At 67.3% G+C, this 15,644-nt stretch carries 17 protein-coding genes; 9 read left to right on the plus strand and 8 right to left on the minus strand.

The annotated features are described in order from the left end of the window. Window positions 1-75: 75 nt before the first annotated feature. Both AC1ROX_RS03405 and AC1ROX_RS03410 read right to left on the minus strand, forming a co-directional pair. On the minus strand, window positions 76-954 hold the full coding sequence (locus tag AC1ROX_RS03405; protein WP_493122372.1) for an FkbM family methyltransferase: 879 nt from the start codon (window positions 952-954) through the stop codon (window positions 76-78). A 68-nt stretch (window positions 955-1,022) separates the two neighbouring features. Then, complete coding sequence (locus tag AC1ROX_RS03410; protein WP_493122373.1) at window positions 1,023-1,772, minus strand: M48 family metallopeptidase; 750 nt, start codon at window positions 1,770-1,772, stop codon at window positions 1,023-1,025. Here AC1ROX_RS03410 and AC1ROX_RS03415 point away from each other — a divergent pair. The 4 genes from AC1ROX_RS03415 to add all read left to right on the plus strand — a co-directional run bounded on the left by AC1ROX_RS03415 (window position 1,771) and on the right by add (window position 6,077). Beyond that, complete coding sequence (locus AC1ROX_RS03415; protein ID WP_493122375.1) at window positions 1,771-2,166, plus strand: carboxymuconolactone decarboxylase family protein; 396 nt, start codon at window positions 1,771-1,773, stop codon at window positions 2,164-2,166. The two genes, AC1ROX_RS03410 and AC1ROX_RS03415, sit on opposite strands and share 2 nt — an antisense overlap. Window position 2,167: 1 nt before the next feature. Continuing rightward, complete coding sequence (locus AC1ROX_RS03420; protein WP_493122377.1) at window positions 2,168-3,364, plus strand: aminotransferase class V-fold PLP-dependent enzyme; 1,197 nt, start codon at window positions 2,168-2,170, stop codon at window positions 3,362-3,364. Between the two features lie 62 nt (window positions 3,365-3,426). Continuing rightward, window positions 3,427-4,998 (plus strand): ABC transporter substrate-binding protein, encoded by a 1,572-nt coding sequence (locus tag AC1ROX_RS03425; RefSeq protein ID WP_493122379.1) that lies wholly within the window; start codon window positions 3,427-3,429, stop codon window positions 4,996-4,998. An 11-nt stretch (window positions 4,999-5,009) separates the two neighbouring features. After that, entirely contained in the window at window positions 5,010-6,077 is a 1,068-nt protein-coding gene (gene add, locus AC1ROX_RS03430; protein WP_493122381.1) for an adenosine deaminase, read from the plus strand. A 211-nt stretch (window positions 6,078-6,288) separates the two neighbouring features. Here add and msrA read toward each other — a convergent pair whose 3' ends face one another. Then, window positions 6,289-6,951 (minus strand): peptide-methionine (S)-S-oxide reductase MsrA, encoded by a 663-nt coding sequence (gene msrA, locus AC1ROX_RS03435; RefSeq protein WP_493122383.1) that lies wholly within the window; start codon window positions 6,949-6,951, stop codon window positions 6,289-6,291. Window positions 6,952-7,040: 89 nt separating this feature from the next. On the opposite strand from msrA, the gene AC1ROX_RS03440 reads away from it, so the two are divergent. Both AC1ROX_RS03440 and AC1ROX_RS03445 read left to right on the plus strand, forming a co-directional pair. Next, the gene (locus AC1ROX_RS03440; RefSeq protein WP_493122385.1) at window positions 7,041-7,427 is read left to right on the plus strand and encodes an MAPEG family protein; all 387 of its coding nucleotides are present in this window, start codon (window positions 7,041-7,043) and stop codon (window positions 7,425-7,427) included. Window positions 7,428-7,467: 40 nt separating this feature from the next. Then, the gene (locus AC1ROX_RS03445) at window positions 7,468-8,328 is read left to right on the plus strand and encodes a YihY/virulence factor BrkB family protein (RefSeq protein ID WP_493122387.1); all 861 of its coding nucleotides are present in this window, start codon (window positions 7,468-7,470) and stop codon (window positions 8,326-8,328) included. 167 nt (window positions 8,329-8,495) lie between these two features. Here the strand turns inward: AC1ROX_RS03445 and AC1ROX_RS03450 are convergent, their stop codons facing one another. Then, a complete protein-coding gene (locus AC1ROX_RS03450; RefSeq protein ID WP_493122389.1) occupies window positions 8,496-9,491 on the minus strand; it encodes a 2-hydroxyacid dehydrogenase in 996 nt (331 codons plus the stop codon). A gap of 159 nt (window positions 9,492-9,650) precedes the next feature. On the opposite strand from AC1ROX_RS03450, the gene AC1ROX_RS03455 reads away from it, so the two are divergent. From AC1ROX_RS03455 to AC1ROX_RS03465, 3 genes are read left to right on the plus strand one after another with little or no spacing between them, the layout of a single operon-like run. Further along, on the plus strand, window positions 9,651-10,193 hold the full coding sequence (locus AC1ROX_RS03455) for an SH3 domain-containing protein (protein WP_493122391.1): 543 nt from the start codon (window positions 9,651-9,653) through the stop codon (window positions 10,191-10,193). A 35-nt stretch (window positions 10,194-10,228) separates the two neighbouring features. Next, complete coding sequence (locus tag AC1ROX_RS03460) at window positions 10,229-11,464, plus strand: energy transducer TonB family protein (RefSeq protein WP_493122393.1); 1,236 nt, start codon at window positions 10,229-10,231, stop codon at window positions 11,462-11,464. 55 nt (window positions 11,465-11,519) lie between these two features. Next, window positions 11,520-12,548, plus strand: coding sequence for an energy transducer TonB (locus AC1ROX_RS03465; protein ID WP_493122395.1), 1,029 nt, complete (start codon window positions 11,520-11,522; stop codon window positions 12,546-12,548). Between the two features lie 10 nt (window positions 12,549-12,558). On the opposite strand, the gene AC1ROX_RS03470 is transcribed toward AC1ROX_RS03465, so the two are convergent. The 4 genes from AC1ROX_RS03470 to irrA all read right to left on the minus strand — a co-directional run bounded on the left by AC1ROX_RS03470 (window position 12,559) and on the right by irrA (window position 15,540). After that, window positions 12,559-13,146: a DUF3501 family protein gene (locus AC1ROX_RS03470; RefSeq protein ID WP_493122397.1), complete on the minus strand. Its 588-nt coding sequence runs from the start codon at window positions 13,144-13,146 to the stop codon at window positions 12,559-12,561. After that, window positions 13,143-14,501 (minus strand): heterodisulfide reductase-related iron-sulfur binding cluster, encoded by a 1,359-nt coding sequence (locus tag AC1ROX_RS03475; RefSeq protein ID WP_493122399.1) that lies wholly within the window; start codon window positions 14,499-14,501, stop codon window positions 13,143-13,145. Before AC1ROX_RS03475 ends, AC1ROX_RS03470 begins: the two co-directional genes overlap by 4 nt. A gap of 87 nt (window positions 14,502-14,588) precedes the next feature. Continuing rightward, window positions 14,589-15,008, minus strand: a complete 420-nt coding sequence (locus AC1ROX_RS03480) for a rubrerythrin family protein (RefSeq protein WP_493122401.1) — start codon at window positions 15,006-15,008, stop codon at window positions 14,589-14,591. A 124-nt stretch (window positions 15,009-15,132) separates the two neighbouring features. Further along, window positions 15,133-15,540: an iron response transcriptional regulator IrrA gene (gene irrA / locus AC1ROX_RS03485; protein ID WP_493122403.1), complete on the minus strand. Its 408-nt coding sequence runs from the start codon at window positions 15,538-15,540 to the stop codon at window positions 15,133-15,135. Window positions 15,541-15,644: the final 104 nt, after the last annotated feature.

Consider the following 15,644-nt stretch of genomic DNA (forward strand, 5'->3'; position numbering starts at 1 on the left):
CGCTGCGCTCGGGATGACAAGAGATGTTGGTTACACCACCCACTGTCATCCCGAGCGCAGCGAGGGACCTTTCGCTTAGAGAGACTTGCCCAGCACCGTGACCGGCTTCGCGCTCTTCAACCGGTCCTCGACGAAGGCCCAGTCGCGCACGAAGAACTCGTTGGAGCGGGTCCACTTGCCGTCGGCGAAGGCGAGCTCGTTCGGCTCGCGCTGCAGGATGCGGGTGAAGGGATCGTAGAAGGCGCGCTCGAATCCCAGGTCGGCGAACAACTTCGTCGACCAGTCCGACGTGGCTTCGAGGGCCACGACCTTGAGGCTGGGTTTCTTCAGCACCTCGATCGATCCCTGAAGCACCTGGTCCTCGTACTTCTCGACGTCGAGCTTCAGCAGCGCCGGCTCCGCGTCGCCCACCACGTGGTCGAGCGTCTTCTGCGGGACGATGCGTATGCCCTCACGATGCTTGGACACGACCTGGTTCATGGCGCCGAGCCCGGTGGTGAACATCACCTTGCCGTCGCTGGGGCCCAGCGCCAGCTCGTGGATCGTCACCAGCGCCCGCAGGCCATTGACCTCGACATTGCGCGCGAGATCGCGGGCGGTGCCGGCATCGGCCTCGACCGCGAGGGTCTTCGCGCGGCAGACGCCGGAGGCCAGCACCGTGTAGGTGCCGACATTGGCGCCGGCATCGAGGAAGAGATCGCCTTCCCGCAGGAAATGCAGGACGAGGCCCATGCTCATGAATTCGTGCAGGCCGAAATAGAGATTGCCGGTCGCGCCGGTCATGCCGCGGCGCACGATCAGGCGCTGGCCGCCGATCCAGGGCATCACGACCTCAGGCCGAAGCCGGCTCCGGAGATGCCAGGCCGCGAACCGGGCCCAGGCGCCGAGCTGGCCGTCGCGGGTCATCGGATGGGCGGCGAAGGTGCGGCCGACCGCGAGTAGAGATCTCAACACGTGCGGACTGCCGACCTTCCTTGCCCCGTCGGCGAAGTGTACCGCCCCCTGAAGGGATCAGCCACCGGTCAGACCCCGTACTGCAGCAGGGTCTCGCCGTTCTTCTTCAGCCACGCCTGAGGCCCTTCGATCGGCCCGTCGCAGAGCGTACGCGCCAGGGCCCAGAAGCGCGGGCCGTGATTCAGATGGACGAGGTGCGCGGCCTCGTGCGCCACCAGATAGTCGAGCACGTCCGGTGGCGCGAAGACCAGCCGCCACGAGAAGGACATCGCGCCATCGGGGCCGCAGCTTCCCCAGCGCGAGCGCGTGTCGCGCACGGTGATGCGCTTCACCGGCCGTTCGGCGCGCGCGGCCTTGGCCTGGACCCGCGGCACCAGCTCCTTCTTCAGTTCGGCGACCAGCCAGTCCTTCACGCGACGGGGCAGGTGTTCGGGCCGGCCCGCGACATGGATCTCGCCGCCCTCGCGCCACACCGTGCCGCGGGCGCCGGGATGGTGACGCACGCGATGCGGCACACCGAACAACGGGATCTCGGCACCGTCGACGAAGGGCCGCCGCTGCGGCAGGCGGTCGAGCCGCGCGGCGATCCAGCCGGCCTGGGCCTCGGCGAACCCCACCGCCGTGCCGCGCGCCATGCGCAGCGGCGCCGTCAGCACGATGCGGCGGTTGGCCGGATCGACGCGCAGCGAGGCGCGCCGCGCCCGCGCATTGCGCACGAAGGTGACGGGCAGCGTATCGCCGGCATGAGCAATGGTGAGTTGCTCGGGCTCCGGCGTCGCTTTAGGCAGGAAACGGCTGAACCAGGAGGAAGACGGCATGTCCGAAGAGCAGGCTCACAAGACGCTCAGCGATGCGGGGCGGAAAGTCCTCGCCGAGGTGATGGGCGAATCCTATCTCGCCAAGCGCGACGCGACCAACAACGATTTCTGGGGGCCCTGCCGTGCCTTCTCCGAGGAGTTCGCCTACGCCTCGCTGTGGACGCGCGACGGACTCGACCGCAAGCAGCGCAGCATGATCACCATCGCCATGCTCTGCGCCCTCAATCGCCCGCACGAACTCAGAATCCATCTCGTGGGCGCTCTGAACAACGGCTGCACCAAGATCGAGCTGCGCGAGATCTTCACCCATGCCATCGCCTATTGCGGCTTCCCCGCCGCCCTCGACTCGCTGCGCGTCGCCGAGGAAGTGCTGAAGGAACAGGGGAAGTTCTGAGATGGCCCCCGCTGCCCAGAAACTCGACGTAGACCGCATCCGCGCCGAGACGCCGGGCTGCGCCCATGTGCTGCATCTCAACGCCGCCGGCTCGTCGCTGCCCAGCCGTCGCACCCTCGACGCCACGCTCGATCACCTGAAGCTGGAGGCCGAGATCGGCGGCTACGAGGCGGCCGACCGGGCGCGCCCGGTGCTCGACGGCTTCTATCCGTCGATCGCGAAGCTGATCGGCGCGGAGGCCGACGAGATCGCCTATGTCGAGAACGCCACCCGCGGCTGGGACCTCGCCTTCTACTCGCTCGACTTCAAGCCGGGCGACCGCATCCTGACCTGCGTCAGCGAGTATTCGTCGAACTACATCTCCTACCTGCAGATGGCGAAGAAGACCGGCGCCGAGATCGTGGTCGTGCCCGACGACAGGCACGGCCAGATCGACCTCGCTGCCCTGGAACGTGCCATCGACAAGCGCACCAAGCTGGTCTCGATCTCGCACATCCCGACCCAGGGTGGCCTCGTGCAGCCGGCCGAGGCGGTCGGCAAGATCGTGAACGATGCCGGCATCCTCTACCTGCTCGATGCCTGCCAGTCGGTCGGCATGATGCCGATCGACGTGAAGAAGATCGGCTGCGACTTCCTCTCGGCGACGGGCCGCAAGTACATGCGCGGCCCGCGCGGCACGGGCTTTCTCTATGCCCGCACGCGCAGCACCTCGCAGATCGAACCGATCTTCCTCGACAACCACGCCGCGCGCTGGACGGGCGACAACGAATACACGGTGATCGGCGACGCCAGGCGCTTCGAGAACTGGGAGCGCTACTTCGCGGGCGTCATCGGCCTCAAGGTCGCGGCCGACCAGGCCAACGAGCTCGGCATGCCGGCGATCTGGGGGCGCCTGCGCGAACTGGCCGACGGGCTGCGCGACCGCCTCGCGAAGCTGAAGGGCGTGACGCTCACCGACCTCGGCGTCACCAAGGGCGCGATCGTGACCTTTGCCGTCGAGGGCATGGAGCACCCCGCGCTGAAGCAGACCTTGCGCGAGCAGCGCATCAACGTGTCGGTCTCCACGCAGTTCTCGTCACGCCTCGATCTCAAGGGCCGCGGCCTGCGCGACGTGATGCGCGCCTCGGTACACGTCTACAACACCGAGGCCGAGCTTGACCGGTTCGTGGCCGCACTCGACGCTGCGATCCATCGCTAGCGTGGCATGCGGCTTGCTGGCTGTCGTCCGCCGGTTGGCCGGGCGTTCGAAGGGGGAGTGAGATGAAGATTCGTCGTTCATGGTCGGTGGCCGCGCTGGTCGCCGCTTCACTGCTGGGGCCGGCAACGGTCCAGGCGCAATCGACTCTCAAAGTGGCGCCGGAGACGCTGAGCCGCGTGCTCGACCCGCATTTCACCACCTCCTTCACGACGCGCGACCTGGGCTACCTGATCTACGACACGCTGTTCGCGGTCGACGACAAGTTCGAGCCCAAGCCGCAGATGGTCGAGAGCTACACGATCAGCAACGACAGGCTCACCTACTCGTTCGTGCTGCGGCCCGGCCTGAAATGGCACGATGGCCAGCCGGTGACGGCCGCCGACTGCGTCGCCTCGATCCTGCGCTGGGCGTCGCGCGACAGCATGGGCCAGACGCTGCTGAAGTTCATGGCCTCGCTCGAAGCCTCCGACGCCGGCACGATCAAGCTGGTGCTGAAGGAGCCCTACGGGCTGGTGCTCGACAGCCTGGCCAAGATCGGCGCGCCCGTGCCCTTCATGATGCCGGAGCGTATCGCCAAGACCCCTGGCAGCGAGCAGGTGAAGGAGATCGTCGGTTCCGGCCCCTACAGGTTCCGCGCCGACCTGCATGAGCCCGGGGTCAAGATCGTCCTCGACAAGTTCGCCGACTACAAGCCGCGCAGCGAGCCGCCCAACTGGGCGTCGGGCGCCAAGATCGCGAAGATGGATCGCGTCGAGATGCTGGGCATGCCGGATGCGCAGACGCAGGTGAGTGCGCTGACCCGGGGCGAGGTCGACTATCTCGAACGCGTGCCGGCCGACCTGCTGCCGCTGTTCGACGCGAAGTCCGGCGCCAAGGCCGAGGTCGTGAGCAAGTTCGGCTTCCAGGCCATCATGCGCATGAACCACCTGCAGCCACCGTTCGACAACATCAAGGTGCGGCAAGCCATCGCCCGCGCCGTCGACCGGTCGATGTACGCCGCCGTCGTCGCGGGCGATCCCAAATTCGCCACCGACTGTGCCGCGATCTTCGGCTGCGGCATGCCCTACGAGAGCAAGGACGGCATCCCCTCCTTCGACATGGCTGCCGCCAAGGCGATGCTGAAGGAAGCCAACGTCGACATGTCGAAGCCGCTGGTGATGCTGCACGTCGCCAACGCGCCGGGCATCGCGGCGCTGGGTAACGTCACGCGCCAGATCCTGGTCGATCTCGGCTTCAAGGTCGACATGGTGTCGATGGACTTCCAGACCTTCGCCACGCGCCGCCTCAACACCGGACCCGTCGACAAGGGCGGCTGGAACCTCGCCCACACGACGAACTCCGTGCCCGACCAGGGCAATCCGCTCAGCAATCCGTTCCTGGTGGCGTCGGGTCCGCCGGCTTCGGCGTGGGGCTGGCCGACCGACGCCAGGACCGAGGAGCTGCGGCTGCGCTTCGCCACGGCGCCGGGCGAGGCCACGCGGAAGACCATCGCCAACGAGATCCAGGCCCGCGCCTACGAGCAGGTGCTGTACCTGCCGCTGGCGCAGTTCACGACGCCGTCGGCCTGGCGCAACAATCTCGACGGCGTGCTGAAGTCGCCGGTCATGCTGCTCTACAACATCGAGAAGAAGTGAGGATCGCCATCATGGCGAAAGCGGTTGCCGACGATTACCTGCGACGCATTCCCAAGGCTGAGCTGCACTGCCATCTCGCCGGCACCTTGCGGGCGACGACCGTGGCGGAGCTCGCGAAGAAGTACGGCCTGCCGCTGCCGCGGCCGGCGGAGCAGCTCTATCAGTGGCCCAACTTCGACGGCTTCCTCGAGATCCTGCGTCTCGCCGCCCTGGTGCTGCGCACGCCCGAGGATTTCAGCCGCGCGGTCTACGAATATTGCGAGGATGCCAGGCGCGACGGCAACCTGCGGCACGTCGAGTTCTTCTTCAATCCCGACTACTTCTATCCCAACGGCATCGACTATCCGTCGATGGTGAGCGGCATGGCCGACGGCGTCGAGCGCGTGGCCCGCGACTTCGGCATCTCGGCCCGGCTGATCTGCTGTATCGACCGCTCGATCAACTCGCCGGCCCAGGCCGTCGAGATCGTCGAGACCGCGCTCGCCCATCGTCATGAGCTGGTGATCGGCATCGGGCTGGACGGCAACGAAAGCGTCGGCCCGCCCGCGACCTTCGCCGAGGCCTATGCGCTGGCCCGCAAGGGCGGGCTGCGCTGCACGGCGCATTGCTGCGAGGATTATCTGACGCCGCTGGAAGCGCCGCCGACCAACTACCTGATCTGCCGCGACGTGCTGCGCTGCGACCGCATCGACCACGGCTACAACATGCTGGCGTCGGAGTTCGTGTTGAGCGAGGCGCGCAAGGACGGGCTCTATTTCACCCCCTGCGCCTGGACCAGCCTTCTACACAATCGACCGCACCGGCCGCAGCGCATCCGGCGCATGGTCGAGGCCGGATTGAACGTCACGATCAACACCGACGATCCGGCGATGTTCGGGACCAATCTCGGCCACGGCTTCATGACCCTGTTCGAGACGATCGGCTGGGGCCCCGACAAGGCCCGCACGTTCAGCCTGAACTCGGTCGAAGGCTCGTGGCTCGACGAGAGCGACAAGGCGGCGCTGCGGATCGACTTCCGCCGCCAGATAGCAGCGCTGGACAAGGAATTCGGCTACGAGAACAAGGCGTTGCCGGTCTAGCCATCCCGCGTTGAAGTGCCCTCTCCGCGCGCGCCAGCGTGGGGAGAGGGAGGGGACCCGCGCAGAGCGCGGGGAGGGAGAGGTGTCCCTCCATCGCTTAGCCGAGTCCGTATCGAGCACCACCTCTCCTTCCCATTGCTTCGCAATGGGCCCCTTCCTCTCCCCCACTTCGTGGCGGAGAGGAGTTAAGAGATGTGGCTCTGTAAGCGCCTTACTCCGCCGCCACGCCCAGCCCGATCGGACACGACACGCCGGTGCCGCCCAGGCCGCAATAGCCGCCGGGGTTCTTGGCGAGATACTGCTGGTGATAGTCCTCGGCGTAGAAGAAGGTCGGGGCCTCGACGATCTCGGTCGTGATCGTGCCGTAGCCCTTCTTCGCGAGCTCCTTCTGGAAGACCGCGCGCGAGGCCAGGGCCTCCGCCTTCTGTGCTCCTGAGAAGGTGTAGATGCCCGAGCGATACTGCGTGCCGACATCGTTGCCCTGGCGCATGCCCTGCGTCGGATCGTGGCTCTCCCAGAACAGGCGCAGCAGCGCCTCGTACGAGACCTTCTTCGGGTCGAACCACACCGTCACCACCTCGTTGTGACCGGTGTAGCCCGAGCAGACCTCCTCATAGGTCGGGTGGGGTGTGAGGCCCGCGGCATAGCCGACGGCCGTCGCGTAGACGCCCGGCGCCTCCCAGAACACGCGCTCGGCGCCCCAGAAGCAGCCCAGGCCGAACATCGCCTGCTCGAGGCCTTCGGGAAACGGCGGCTGGATGCGGTTGCCGTTGACGTAGTGCATCACGGGGATCTCGAAGTCCGGCGACGGGCGGCCCGGCAGGGCGCGATCGGCGGTCGGCATCTCGGTCTTCTTGCGCAGAATTCGCCACATGGTCCGGCTCCTCTTGCCATCGCCCGCTGGTCTCCGGCCAATATGATCATAGAATGCCGCCGAATCGAGAGGCCAAAGGGAGGTCGCCAGTGCCCGTGTTTTTCGTCTGCGCCGGGCTGCTCGGCCTCCTGGCGGTCGCCCTGACCGTCCATGTCGGCCTGATGCGCGGGCGCAAGCGGATCGCGCTGGGCGACGGCGGCGATGCCGAGATGCAGGCGGCGGTGCGGGCGCACGGCAACCTGATGGAGTTCGCGCCGCTCAGCCTGCTGATGATCTACATGGCGAGCGACTTCTACGGCTTCCGCACGGTCGCAATTCTGTCGGTGGTGCTGCTGGTCGCGCGCGTCCTGCATGCCGGCGGCATGTTGGGCATGATCCCGAAGGGCCGCATGGTGGGAACGATGGCGTCGGCGGGAACGCTGGGCACCGCCTCGATCCTGCTCGCCATCGCCGGCCTCGGCCTCAAGCAATACTGAGGGAATGCGCCATCGCTCACCTGCGTTGAACACGATCAACATGCTCTGGCGTATCGCCTACGAGGCCGGCTACGGCTACTTCGCGAACCGGCTCTCGACCTCGGCCGCGGCGATGGCGTTCTACACGATGTTCGCGCTGGGCCCGATCATGATCTTCACCATCGCCATCGCCGAGCCGTTCGTCGGCCGGATGATGGCGCAGGAAGCGATCTTCGACGCGCTGGGCACCCTGGTGGCGCAGGACCAGTTGCGCACCATCCGCCGCTTCGCCTCGGAGGATCTGTTCCGCGGCGGCGGCCTCGCCGCCATCGCCGGTGCGGCCGTGCTGCTCTACACGGGCACGCGCGTCTTCGTGGAGCTGGACGACGGCATCGATGCGATCTGGCGTGACCACAAGAGCCCCACCGTGCATCCGGTGCTGGCCAGCCTGAAGTCGCGGCTGCTCGCCATCCTGCTGATGATCGTGCTGGGCGTGCTGCTGATCGCCGTCATCCTGGCGAGCGTCCTGGTCTCGGCCTATGCCGGCGTGCTCGAAGCCTTTCCCGTGCTCGGCGTCTGGATCGGCCCGGCGATCTCGACCTCGGTGCATTACGGCCTGCTCTCGGGCTTCTTCACCCTGATCTACAAGTGGCTGCCGGCGGGCGGCGTGCCGTGGCGCTACGCGCTGATCGGCGGCGCGGTAAACGCGCTGCTGTTCGCGGCCGGCAACCGCGCGCTGGTGTTCTATTTCGAGGTGACGCAGCTCACTTCGGCGTTCGGCGCCACGGCGGGCTTCGCGGCCATCATGGTCTGGATGTACTGGACATCGCTCACCATTCTGATCGGCGCCCAGGTCGGCCGCGCGACACGCGACGTGCTGATCGACAATCGCGCGCGGGACATGGTGGAGGGGGATCTTTAGCGCGTTCACACGCGCTGGCGGGCGGCAGCGCCTTCACAGGCGCGAGAGCCCGCACCGGGCAGAAAAGACAATGGTGCGCAAGCGAAACCGTGCGGGCTCCCGCGCCTTCGCGGCTTGTAGCCAAGCCGCTGTGAAGGCGCTGCCGCCCGCCGGCGCGCGTTGCGCGCCTAAAACATCGTCGCCAGCACGCGATCCGGCGGCTTGTGGCCGTCGGCGAAGGTCTTGATGTTGATCAGGACCTTCTCGCCCATCTCGATGCGGCCCTCGAGCGTGGCCGAGCCCATGTGCGGCAGCAGCACGACGCGGTCGAGTTCGAGCAGCTTGGGGTTCACCTGCGGCTCGTTCTCGTAGACGTCGAGGCCGGCGCCGGCCATCTCGCCCGCCTTCAGCATGCGCACCATCGCGTTCTCGTCGATCACCTCGCCGCGCGCGGTGTTCACGAGGATCGAGGTCGGCTTCATCAGCTTGAGGCGGCGCGCCGACAGGAGATGGAAGGTCGCGGGCGTGTGCGGGCAGTTGACCGACACGATGTCCATGCGCGCCAGCATCTGGTCGAGACTCTCCCAGTAGGTCGCCTCGAGCTCGCGCTCGATGTCACCATGGACGCGCTTGCGATTGTGATAGTGGATGGCGAGCCCGAAGCCGCGCGCGCGACGCGCCAGCGCCTGGCCGATGCGGCCCATGCCGACGATGCCCATGCGCTTGCCCTGCAGCCGGCCGCCCAGCATCGAGGTCGGGCTCCAGCCGGTCCATTTACGTTCGCGCACCAGCCGCTCGCCCTCGCCCATGCGGCGTGCCGTAGCCAGCACCAGCGCCATCGACATGTCGGCCGTGTCCTCGGTCAGCACGCCCGGCGTGTTGGTGACGGTGATGCCGCGCTGGCGGGCGGTGTCGAGGTCGATATGGTCGACGCCGGTGCCGAACGAGGCGATCAGCTTCAGCTTCGGCCCGGCCTGCGACAGCACGCGGCTGTCGATGCGGTCGGTGACGGTCGGCACCAGCACATCGGCCGTCTTCACGGCCTCGACGAGCTGCACACCGGTCATCGGCTTGTCGTCGGCGTTGAGGCGCGTGTCGAACAGCTCCATCAGACGCGTCTCGATCGCGTCGGGCAGCTTCCGGGTGACGATCACCAGCGGCTTAGTCTTGGAACTGGACGGCATGTGGATGGGACCGGCGCTGGCTCGAGACAGGACTACGCCCGATTAGCAAGTCCGCGCGCGTTTTGTCCAGCAAACGCCCCCGCCTATCTACATGCCGAAAAGTCGCGCCTTTTCAGGTACTTGTCGCTCGATCTAAATAATTCAGGTATATAGGCCGCGATGGGAATTCGATCGTCGGTCCTGCTTTGCGGCTTCTTCGTTGCTCTGACGGCATTTTCCCTGCCTCAGGCCGGCGGCAAAGCAGCCTTCGCCGCCGACAAACCGAACAGTACCCAGCAGCGCAAAGGGTCCGGCCTGCCCATCCCGCGGTTCGCGTCCCTGCGCTCCGACGAGGTGAATGTCCGGACCGGACCGGGCTCGCGCTACCCCATCGACTGGGTATTCAAGCGCAAGGCCATGCCGGTCGAGATCGTCGCCGAGTACGAGAACTGGCGCAAAATCCGCGACTGGCAGGGCGCCAGCGGCTGGGTCCACCAGAGTCTGCTGACCGGCAAGCGCTCCTTCATCATCTCCTCGAGGACCGCCAGCCTCTACAAGACGCCGGCTTCGTCGGCCGACGTCGTGGCCAAGCTCGAGCCGGAAGTCATGGGCGAAATCCGCTCCTGTGCCGGCGACTGGTGCCGGGTCAAGGTCTCCGGCGTGAGCGGCTGGGTGGAACGGAGCGGCATGTGGGGCGTCTACAAATCCGAGCCGATCAACTAGCGGACCGCCGGGCCGCCTCGTAGAACGGGGTCAACGTGACCCACGACGTCAGTCTCACCTATTCCCGCTTCGAGCACATGCCGCCGTCGGCCCTGGCGCTGGCGACGCTACTGCACGTCGCGGTGGCGGTGGCGCTGTTCTGGATCTCGCCGCTGCGTCCGGTCGATCCGTTCGAGGATGCCATCGAGATCTCGATGGATGCGCCGGAGGTGCCGCCTGCGAAGTCCGAGGCCAAGTCCGAGGCGACCGCCGAGACCACGCCCGAACCGGCCGCCCCCTCGCCGCCGCCACCGCCTCCACCCCCGCCTGCCGCGCGCACGCCGACGCCCACCCCGCCCTCGGCGCCGCCGGTGCGCCTCGGCCTGCCGCCGCTTCCCGCCGAGCGCAGCCCCAATCCGCGCGATGTCGCCGGCCTCGAGAAACCGGCCCCGCGGGCGACCGACATGCCGACGCCCGACAAGGTGCAGGAGGCCGGCCCCAAGGAAGAACCCAAGCCCGAGGAACCGAAGCCTCAAGAGGCGAAGGAGGAGGCCAAGGAGGAGCCGAAGGAGCCGCCGCCCCAGCAGCAGGCCCTCGCCCAGCCGGATCCTCCACCGCCTCCGCAGCAGCAGGCGCTCGCCAAGCCCGAACCGCCGCCTCCCCCGCCCCCACCGTCGCTCGAGCAGGCCCTGCCGCCGCTCGATGCGCCGCCGCCGCCCGTGACCGAGCGGGACATCCCGAAGCCTCTGCCGGCTCCCCCTCCGGCACCGCCGCCGTCCCAACCCCAGCAGGCCGTGCGCCCGCCGCCACCGCCGCCGCCGCCGGCCCCACGGCCGCCGGCACCGCACGCGCCGCCCCAGCCGCAACAGGCCCGGCCGTCCCCGCTCAATCCCGTGCCGCAGGCTCCGGCGCCGCGAGGCTCGGAGTCGCAGGCCGCCGCGCAACCCTCCTCACCCGTCTTCCGCAATCCCGCCGACAATTACGGCCAGCGGCGCGCGCAGGAACAGTATCTCTGGGACGTGATGCGCCGGCTCTCGCAGTTTCCCTATGTCCCGAAGAACACCAGCACGATCCGCGAGGAAGGCACGGTGCTGACGCGCGTGACGATCTCGCGCCAGGGACAGCTGCTCAGCGTGGTCATGGAGAAATCGAGCGGACTCCCCTCGCTCGATGCCGGCGTGATGGACACGATCCGGCGCGCCAGCCCCTACCCGCCGCTGCCGGCCGACATTCCGGGCGACCGCCACACGTTCCTCCTGCCCGTAAGCTTCAAGTACAACCAGCAGCGCTGATCCTGCGCCGATCCGGCTGGCCGAGGCTGCCGCCGGGACGTAGAACTTAGGCGCCGTGACGCACGACAGTTTCATCCGCTCGCAATCCGGGCGCATGTCGCCGGTAGCGCTTGCCCTGGCGATCGGCCTGCATGTGCTTGTCGCCGTGGCGCTGTGGTGGGCCGCGCCCTTGCGCCGGCTCGACCATGCCGAGACGCCGATCATGATCTCGATGGAGCCGGAGCCGCTGTCGATCGGCAATACCGAGACGCTGGCCAGCACGCCGCCCAAGGGTGAAACCACGTCGCCGCCGCCGGTGCCCGCCGACGCAAAGCCGCCGGAAGCCACGCCGCAGCCCAGCCAGCAAGCCGCACTCGCGCCCGCCGAACCGACGCCAACGCCGCCCCCCGAACGGACACCAGAGCCAGAGCCAGCGCCAGCCCCCGCCGCGCCATCCCCTGCACCGGAAGTGACGCGGCTTCAGCCCGCGCCCACGCCGGAGCCTGCACCCGCCCCGGGCGAGACCACAATGCCGCTTCCAGCGCCCGCGGAGACAGGGACGGCTGCGATGGCGCCCGAGATGCCCAGCGAAGCCGAAGCGGAGGCCACATGGCAGACCGATGCCTCGTCGTGGAAGCCGCAGGTGACGCTGGAGCCATCCCTGACGCCGCCGCCGCCACGGCCCATCCGGCCAGCGCCGCGACCGCCAACCGCGCCACGCATGGCCCAATCGCCCGGCCAACGGCTGCAGGATTACCCGCCACAGACCTCGAGCCTGGGCTTGCCGTCGAGCAGCTCGATGGAATCGGCGATGGCCGACGGTGGCGCGCGCAACGACTACCTGACGCGCGTGTACCGGCACATCGATCCCTATCGCGACTATCCGGCAGCCGCGCGCGCGGCCCGACAGCATGGACGTGTCGCCACGCGCGTCACGATCAACCGGGCGGGCGAACTCATCGACATCAGGCTCGAGAGTTCGAGCGGCTGGCCGCTGATCGACAATGCCGAGATGGCAGCGATCCGCCGCGCCATGCCCCTGCCACCGGTGCCGGCCGGGATGCGCGGCGATCCGGTCGTGCTCGTCCTGCCGATGAACTACTGACGAAGTTCGCTCAGGCGAAATCGCCTGCGAGCGCCTGCCGCACGGTGGGCGACATCACCGCCATGTGGCCGTAGTTGGCATGATCGAACCCCACGACGACATCTCCGGCGCCGCTCCTGAACGCCTGGACCTGAGCCGCCGTGAAGGGAAAGCGGATGAACTGCACGGAGGAAGCCTTGCCGTCGTCGCGCGAGCGCTCCTGGTCGTCTTCCGGCACGCCGCGGATCGTCTCGCCGCCCACCCGGATGAAGGCCTTGTGCTCGACGCCGCCCAGCATGCCGAGCACGCGGGCACGGCGCAGCGGATCGTCGATCTCGAACATCACGGTCGCCACCAGTTCGCTGCCCGTGGGGATCAGCGGATTGTAGGCGGCGAGTTCGTCAGGGAGCTGCTCGGCGCCGCCCTTCTCGATGAAGAGCATTTCGAGCACCTGGTGCAGCATCGTGTCGAAGGATTCGAAGTAGAACGTCGCGAACGGCCCGACCTCGAGCCGGCGGTTCTTCTTGATCTCCGAGATCTGCTTGCGGCGCTCGACCCGCAGCTTGGCGTATTCCGCCAGTGGAATGATGTCGGAAGCGTCGATCTTGCGCGTGCTCATGGGTCTTTCCTCGCAAACCCGTAGGCCTGCGCGAAGAGTTCGATGGGATGGCTGGCGCGCGACGGCTTCGGCACCGTGTCGCCCGCCGTCATCTCCATTACCTGCATCAGGTGATCGGCCGCCAGCGGGCATTCCGACGCGACGAAGCTGGTGTCGTTCTTGAGCGCGGCCTGTGCGGCCGGCTTGCCGACCTTCACCGCCGTCTCGAAATTCTCGGTGCGGGCGCCCCAGATGCCGCCATGGCCGCTGCAACGCTCGATCACCGCGACTTTCGTCTGCGGAACGAGGCGCAGCATCTCGGCCGCCTTCGCGCCCATGTTCTGCGCCCGCGCATGGCAGGCGAGATGGACGCTGACGCCGCCTTCCAGCGGTTCCAGGCCCGGCGCCAGCCCGTGCTTCTTGGCAATGTCGACGACGTATTCGGAAAGGTCGAACGTGGCATTCGACAGGCGCTCGATCGCCGGATCCTTCGGGACGATCAGCGGCCATTCGAACTTCAGCATCAGCGCGCAGGACGGCGTCAGCGCGATGATGTCATAGCCCTTGTCGACCCACGGCAGCAGCGCCGCAGACACTTCATGCGCGGCCTTGGCGACCGATTCGATATCACCCAGTTCGAGCTTCGGCATGCCGCAGCAGGCCGGGTGCACGACCTCGGTTTCGACGCCGTTCTTCGCCAGCACGGCACGCGCGGCGGCGCCGATGTCGGTGTTGTTGAAGTTCACGAAGCAGGTCGCATAGAGCACCGCCTTGCGCTTGCCGAAGGCCGGCGCCGCCTCGTTCAGCTCGACACCTTCGCGGCGCGCGCGGATCTCGAAGGTCTCGCCGGCATAGTGCGGCAGGCGGGCGCCGTGATGGATGCCGGTCCAGCGCTCCATGCTGTGGCGCGTCGTCGTGTTGTGCTCGTCGCTCGCCCAGTTGACGACCGAGGCCAGGAAATTGCCGATGCGGCCGCTGCGATCGGTGTCGGCGAGCTGCTTGTCGACGAAGTTCATGCCCTTCTTGCGCGCCTGCACCGCGCGATGGCGCAGCATCAGGTGCGGGAAATCCAGCGCCCATTCGTGCGGCGGCACGTAGGGGCACTTGGTCATGAAGCACATGTCGCAGAGCGTGCAGGCTTCCTCGACCTGCGCATAATCTTCCTTCTTCACGCCGTCGAGTTCGCCGGTCGGGCCGTTGTCGATCAGGTCGAACAGGCGGGGGAAGGAGTCGCACAGATTGAAGCAGCGGCGGCAGCCGTGACAGATGTCGAAGACGCGCTCCATCTCCTTCTCGAGCGCCTTCTCGTCCCAGAACCAGGGATTCTGCCAGTCGAGGTCGTGGCGGATCGGGGCTTCGAGGCTGCCTTCGCGCATGGCGTCTGCTCTGCTGGAAAGAAGTATAGGAACGCGGTTACGAAAAAGGGGACCCGCGCGGGGTCCCCTTCGCAAAGCCCGGAGGGCTCAGCCCATCGTGTCGAGGGCCTTCTGGAAGCGGCCGGCGTGGCTCTTCTCGGCCTTCGCCAGCGTCTCGAACCAGTCGGCGACTTCGGCGAAGCCTTCCTCGCGCGCCGTGCGCGCCATGCCCGGGTACATATCGGTGTACTCGTGCGTCTCGCCGGCGATCGCGGCCTTGAGGTTGCTGTCCGTCGGGCCGATCGGCAGGCCGGTGGCCGGGTCGCCGCTCACTTCGAGGAACTCGAGATGGCCATGCGCATGGCCGGTCTCGCCTTCGGCGGTCGAACGGAACACGACGGCGACGTCGTTGTAGCCTTCGACATCGGCCTTCTGTGCGAAATACAGGTAGCGGCGATTGGCCTGGCTCTCGCCGGCGAATGCAGCCTTCAGGTTGTCTTCGGTCTTGGATCCTTTGAGGTCTGCCATGGTCCTTCTCCCTTTGCGATCGGCCCATCCGCCGATCTCACGGGAGGGATTTAGGAGGCCATGCGCGACGGCGTCAAGCACCTTAGAAACGTTCTAAGTTATTGCAAACGCTTCGCAATCGCCGTTAGCGGCGGACCCTGACGATCACGTCGACTCGGGAGACGCTGGTGCCCTCGGGCGGCGCCGGCAGGCCGGCAATGGTCACCTGGTCCGACGGGAAATCGTGCAGTTCGCCGTCGGTCTCGACGAAGAAATGGTGGTGATGGCCGGTATTGGTGTCGAAATAGGACCGCCCGGGCGCCACGACGACTTCGCGCAGCAGGCCGGCCTCGCGGAACTGGTTCAGGGCGTTGTAGACGGTGGCCAGCGAAACCGGCATGCGGTTGGCCTTGACCTCGGCATGCAGGCTTTCGGCCGTGACGTGACGATGACCGCCCTCGAACAGCACCCGGGCAAGCGCCATCCGCTGCCGCGTCGGCCGGAGTCCGGCGATGCGCAGCCTGACGGCAAAGTCGGGGCTATTGTCTGCCATGATTGCAATCTTATGTACGCAGGTGAAAGAGACAAGAAAAGGGCATGTTTTGTCGAGTGGGCCGGTTTGCACCGGGCGTCCGGCATCCTTATTCTGGCCCCGAA

The organism is Reyranella sp. GW821-FHT14A01 (genome assembly GCF_058803965.1).

What these genes read in the sequence shown, in the direction of transcription:
- AC1ROX_RS03415 (WP_493122375.1), top strand. Translation starts at nt 1,771, where the DNA reads ATGTCCGAAGAGCAGGCTCACAAGACGCTCAGCGATGCGGGGCGGAAA.
- AC1ROX_RS03410 (WP_493122373.1), bottom strand. Translation starts at nt 1,772, where the DNA reads ATGCCGTCTTCCTCCTGGTTCAGCCGTTTCCTGCCTAAAGCGACGCCG.
- AC1ROX_RS03420 (WP_493122377.1), top strand. Translation starts at nt 2,168, where the DNA reads ATGGCCCCCGCTGCCCAGAAACTCGACGTAGACCGCATCCGCGCCGAG.
- AC1ROX_RS03425 (WP_493122379.1), top strand. Translation starts at nt 3,427, where the DNA reads ATGAAGATTCGTCGTTCATGGTCGGTGGCCGCGCTGGTCGCCGCTTCA.
- add (WP_493122381.1), top strand. Translation starts at nt 5,010, where the DNA reads ATGGCGAAAGCGGTTGCCGACGATTACCTGCGACGCATTCCCAAGGCT.
- msrA (WP_493122383.1), bottom strand. Translation starts at nt 6,951, where the DNA reads ATGTGGCGAATTCTGCGCAAGAAGACCGAGATGCCGACCGCCGATCGC.
- AC1ROX_RS03445 (WP_493122387.1), top strand. Translation starts at nt 7,468, where the DNA reads ATGCTCTGGCGTATCGCCTACGAGGCCGGCTACGGCTACTTCGCGAAC.
- AC1ROX_RS03450 (WP_493122389.1), bottom strand. Translation starts at nt 9,491, where the DNA reads ATGCCGTCCAGTTCCAAGACTAAGCCGCTGGTGATCGTCACCCGGAAG.
- AC1ROX_RS03455 (WP_493122391.1), top strand. Translation starts at nt 9,651, where the DNA reads ATGGGAATTCGATCGTCGGTCCTGCTTTGCGGCTTCTTCGTTGCTCTG.
- AC1ROX_RS03470 (WP_493122397.1), bottom strand. Translation starts at nt 13,146, where the DNA reads ATGAGCACGCGCAAGATCGACGCTTCCGACATCATTCCACTGGCGGAA.
- AC1ROX_RS03475 (WP_493122399.1), bottom strand. Translation starts at nt 14,501, where the DNA reads ATGCGCGAAGGCAGCCTCGAAGCCCCGATCCGCCACGACCTCGACTGG.
- AC1ROX_RS03480 (WP_493122401.1), bottom strand. Translation starts at nt 15,008, where the DNA reads ATGGCAGACCTCAAAGGATCCAAGACCGAAGACAACCTGAAGGCTGCA.
- irrA (WP_493122403.1), bottom strand. Translation starts at nt 15,540, where the DNA reads ATGGCAGACAATAGCCCCGACTTTGCCGTCAGGCTGCGCATCGCCGGA.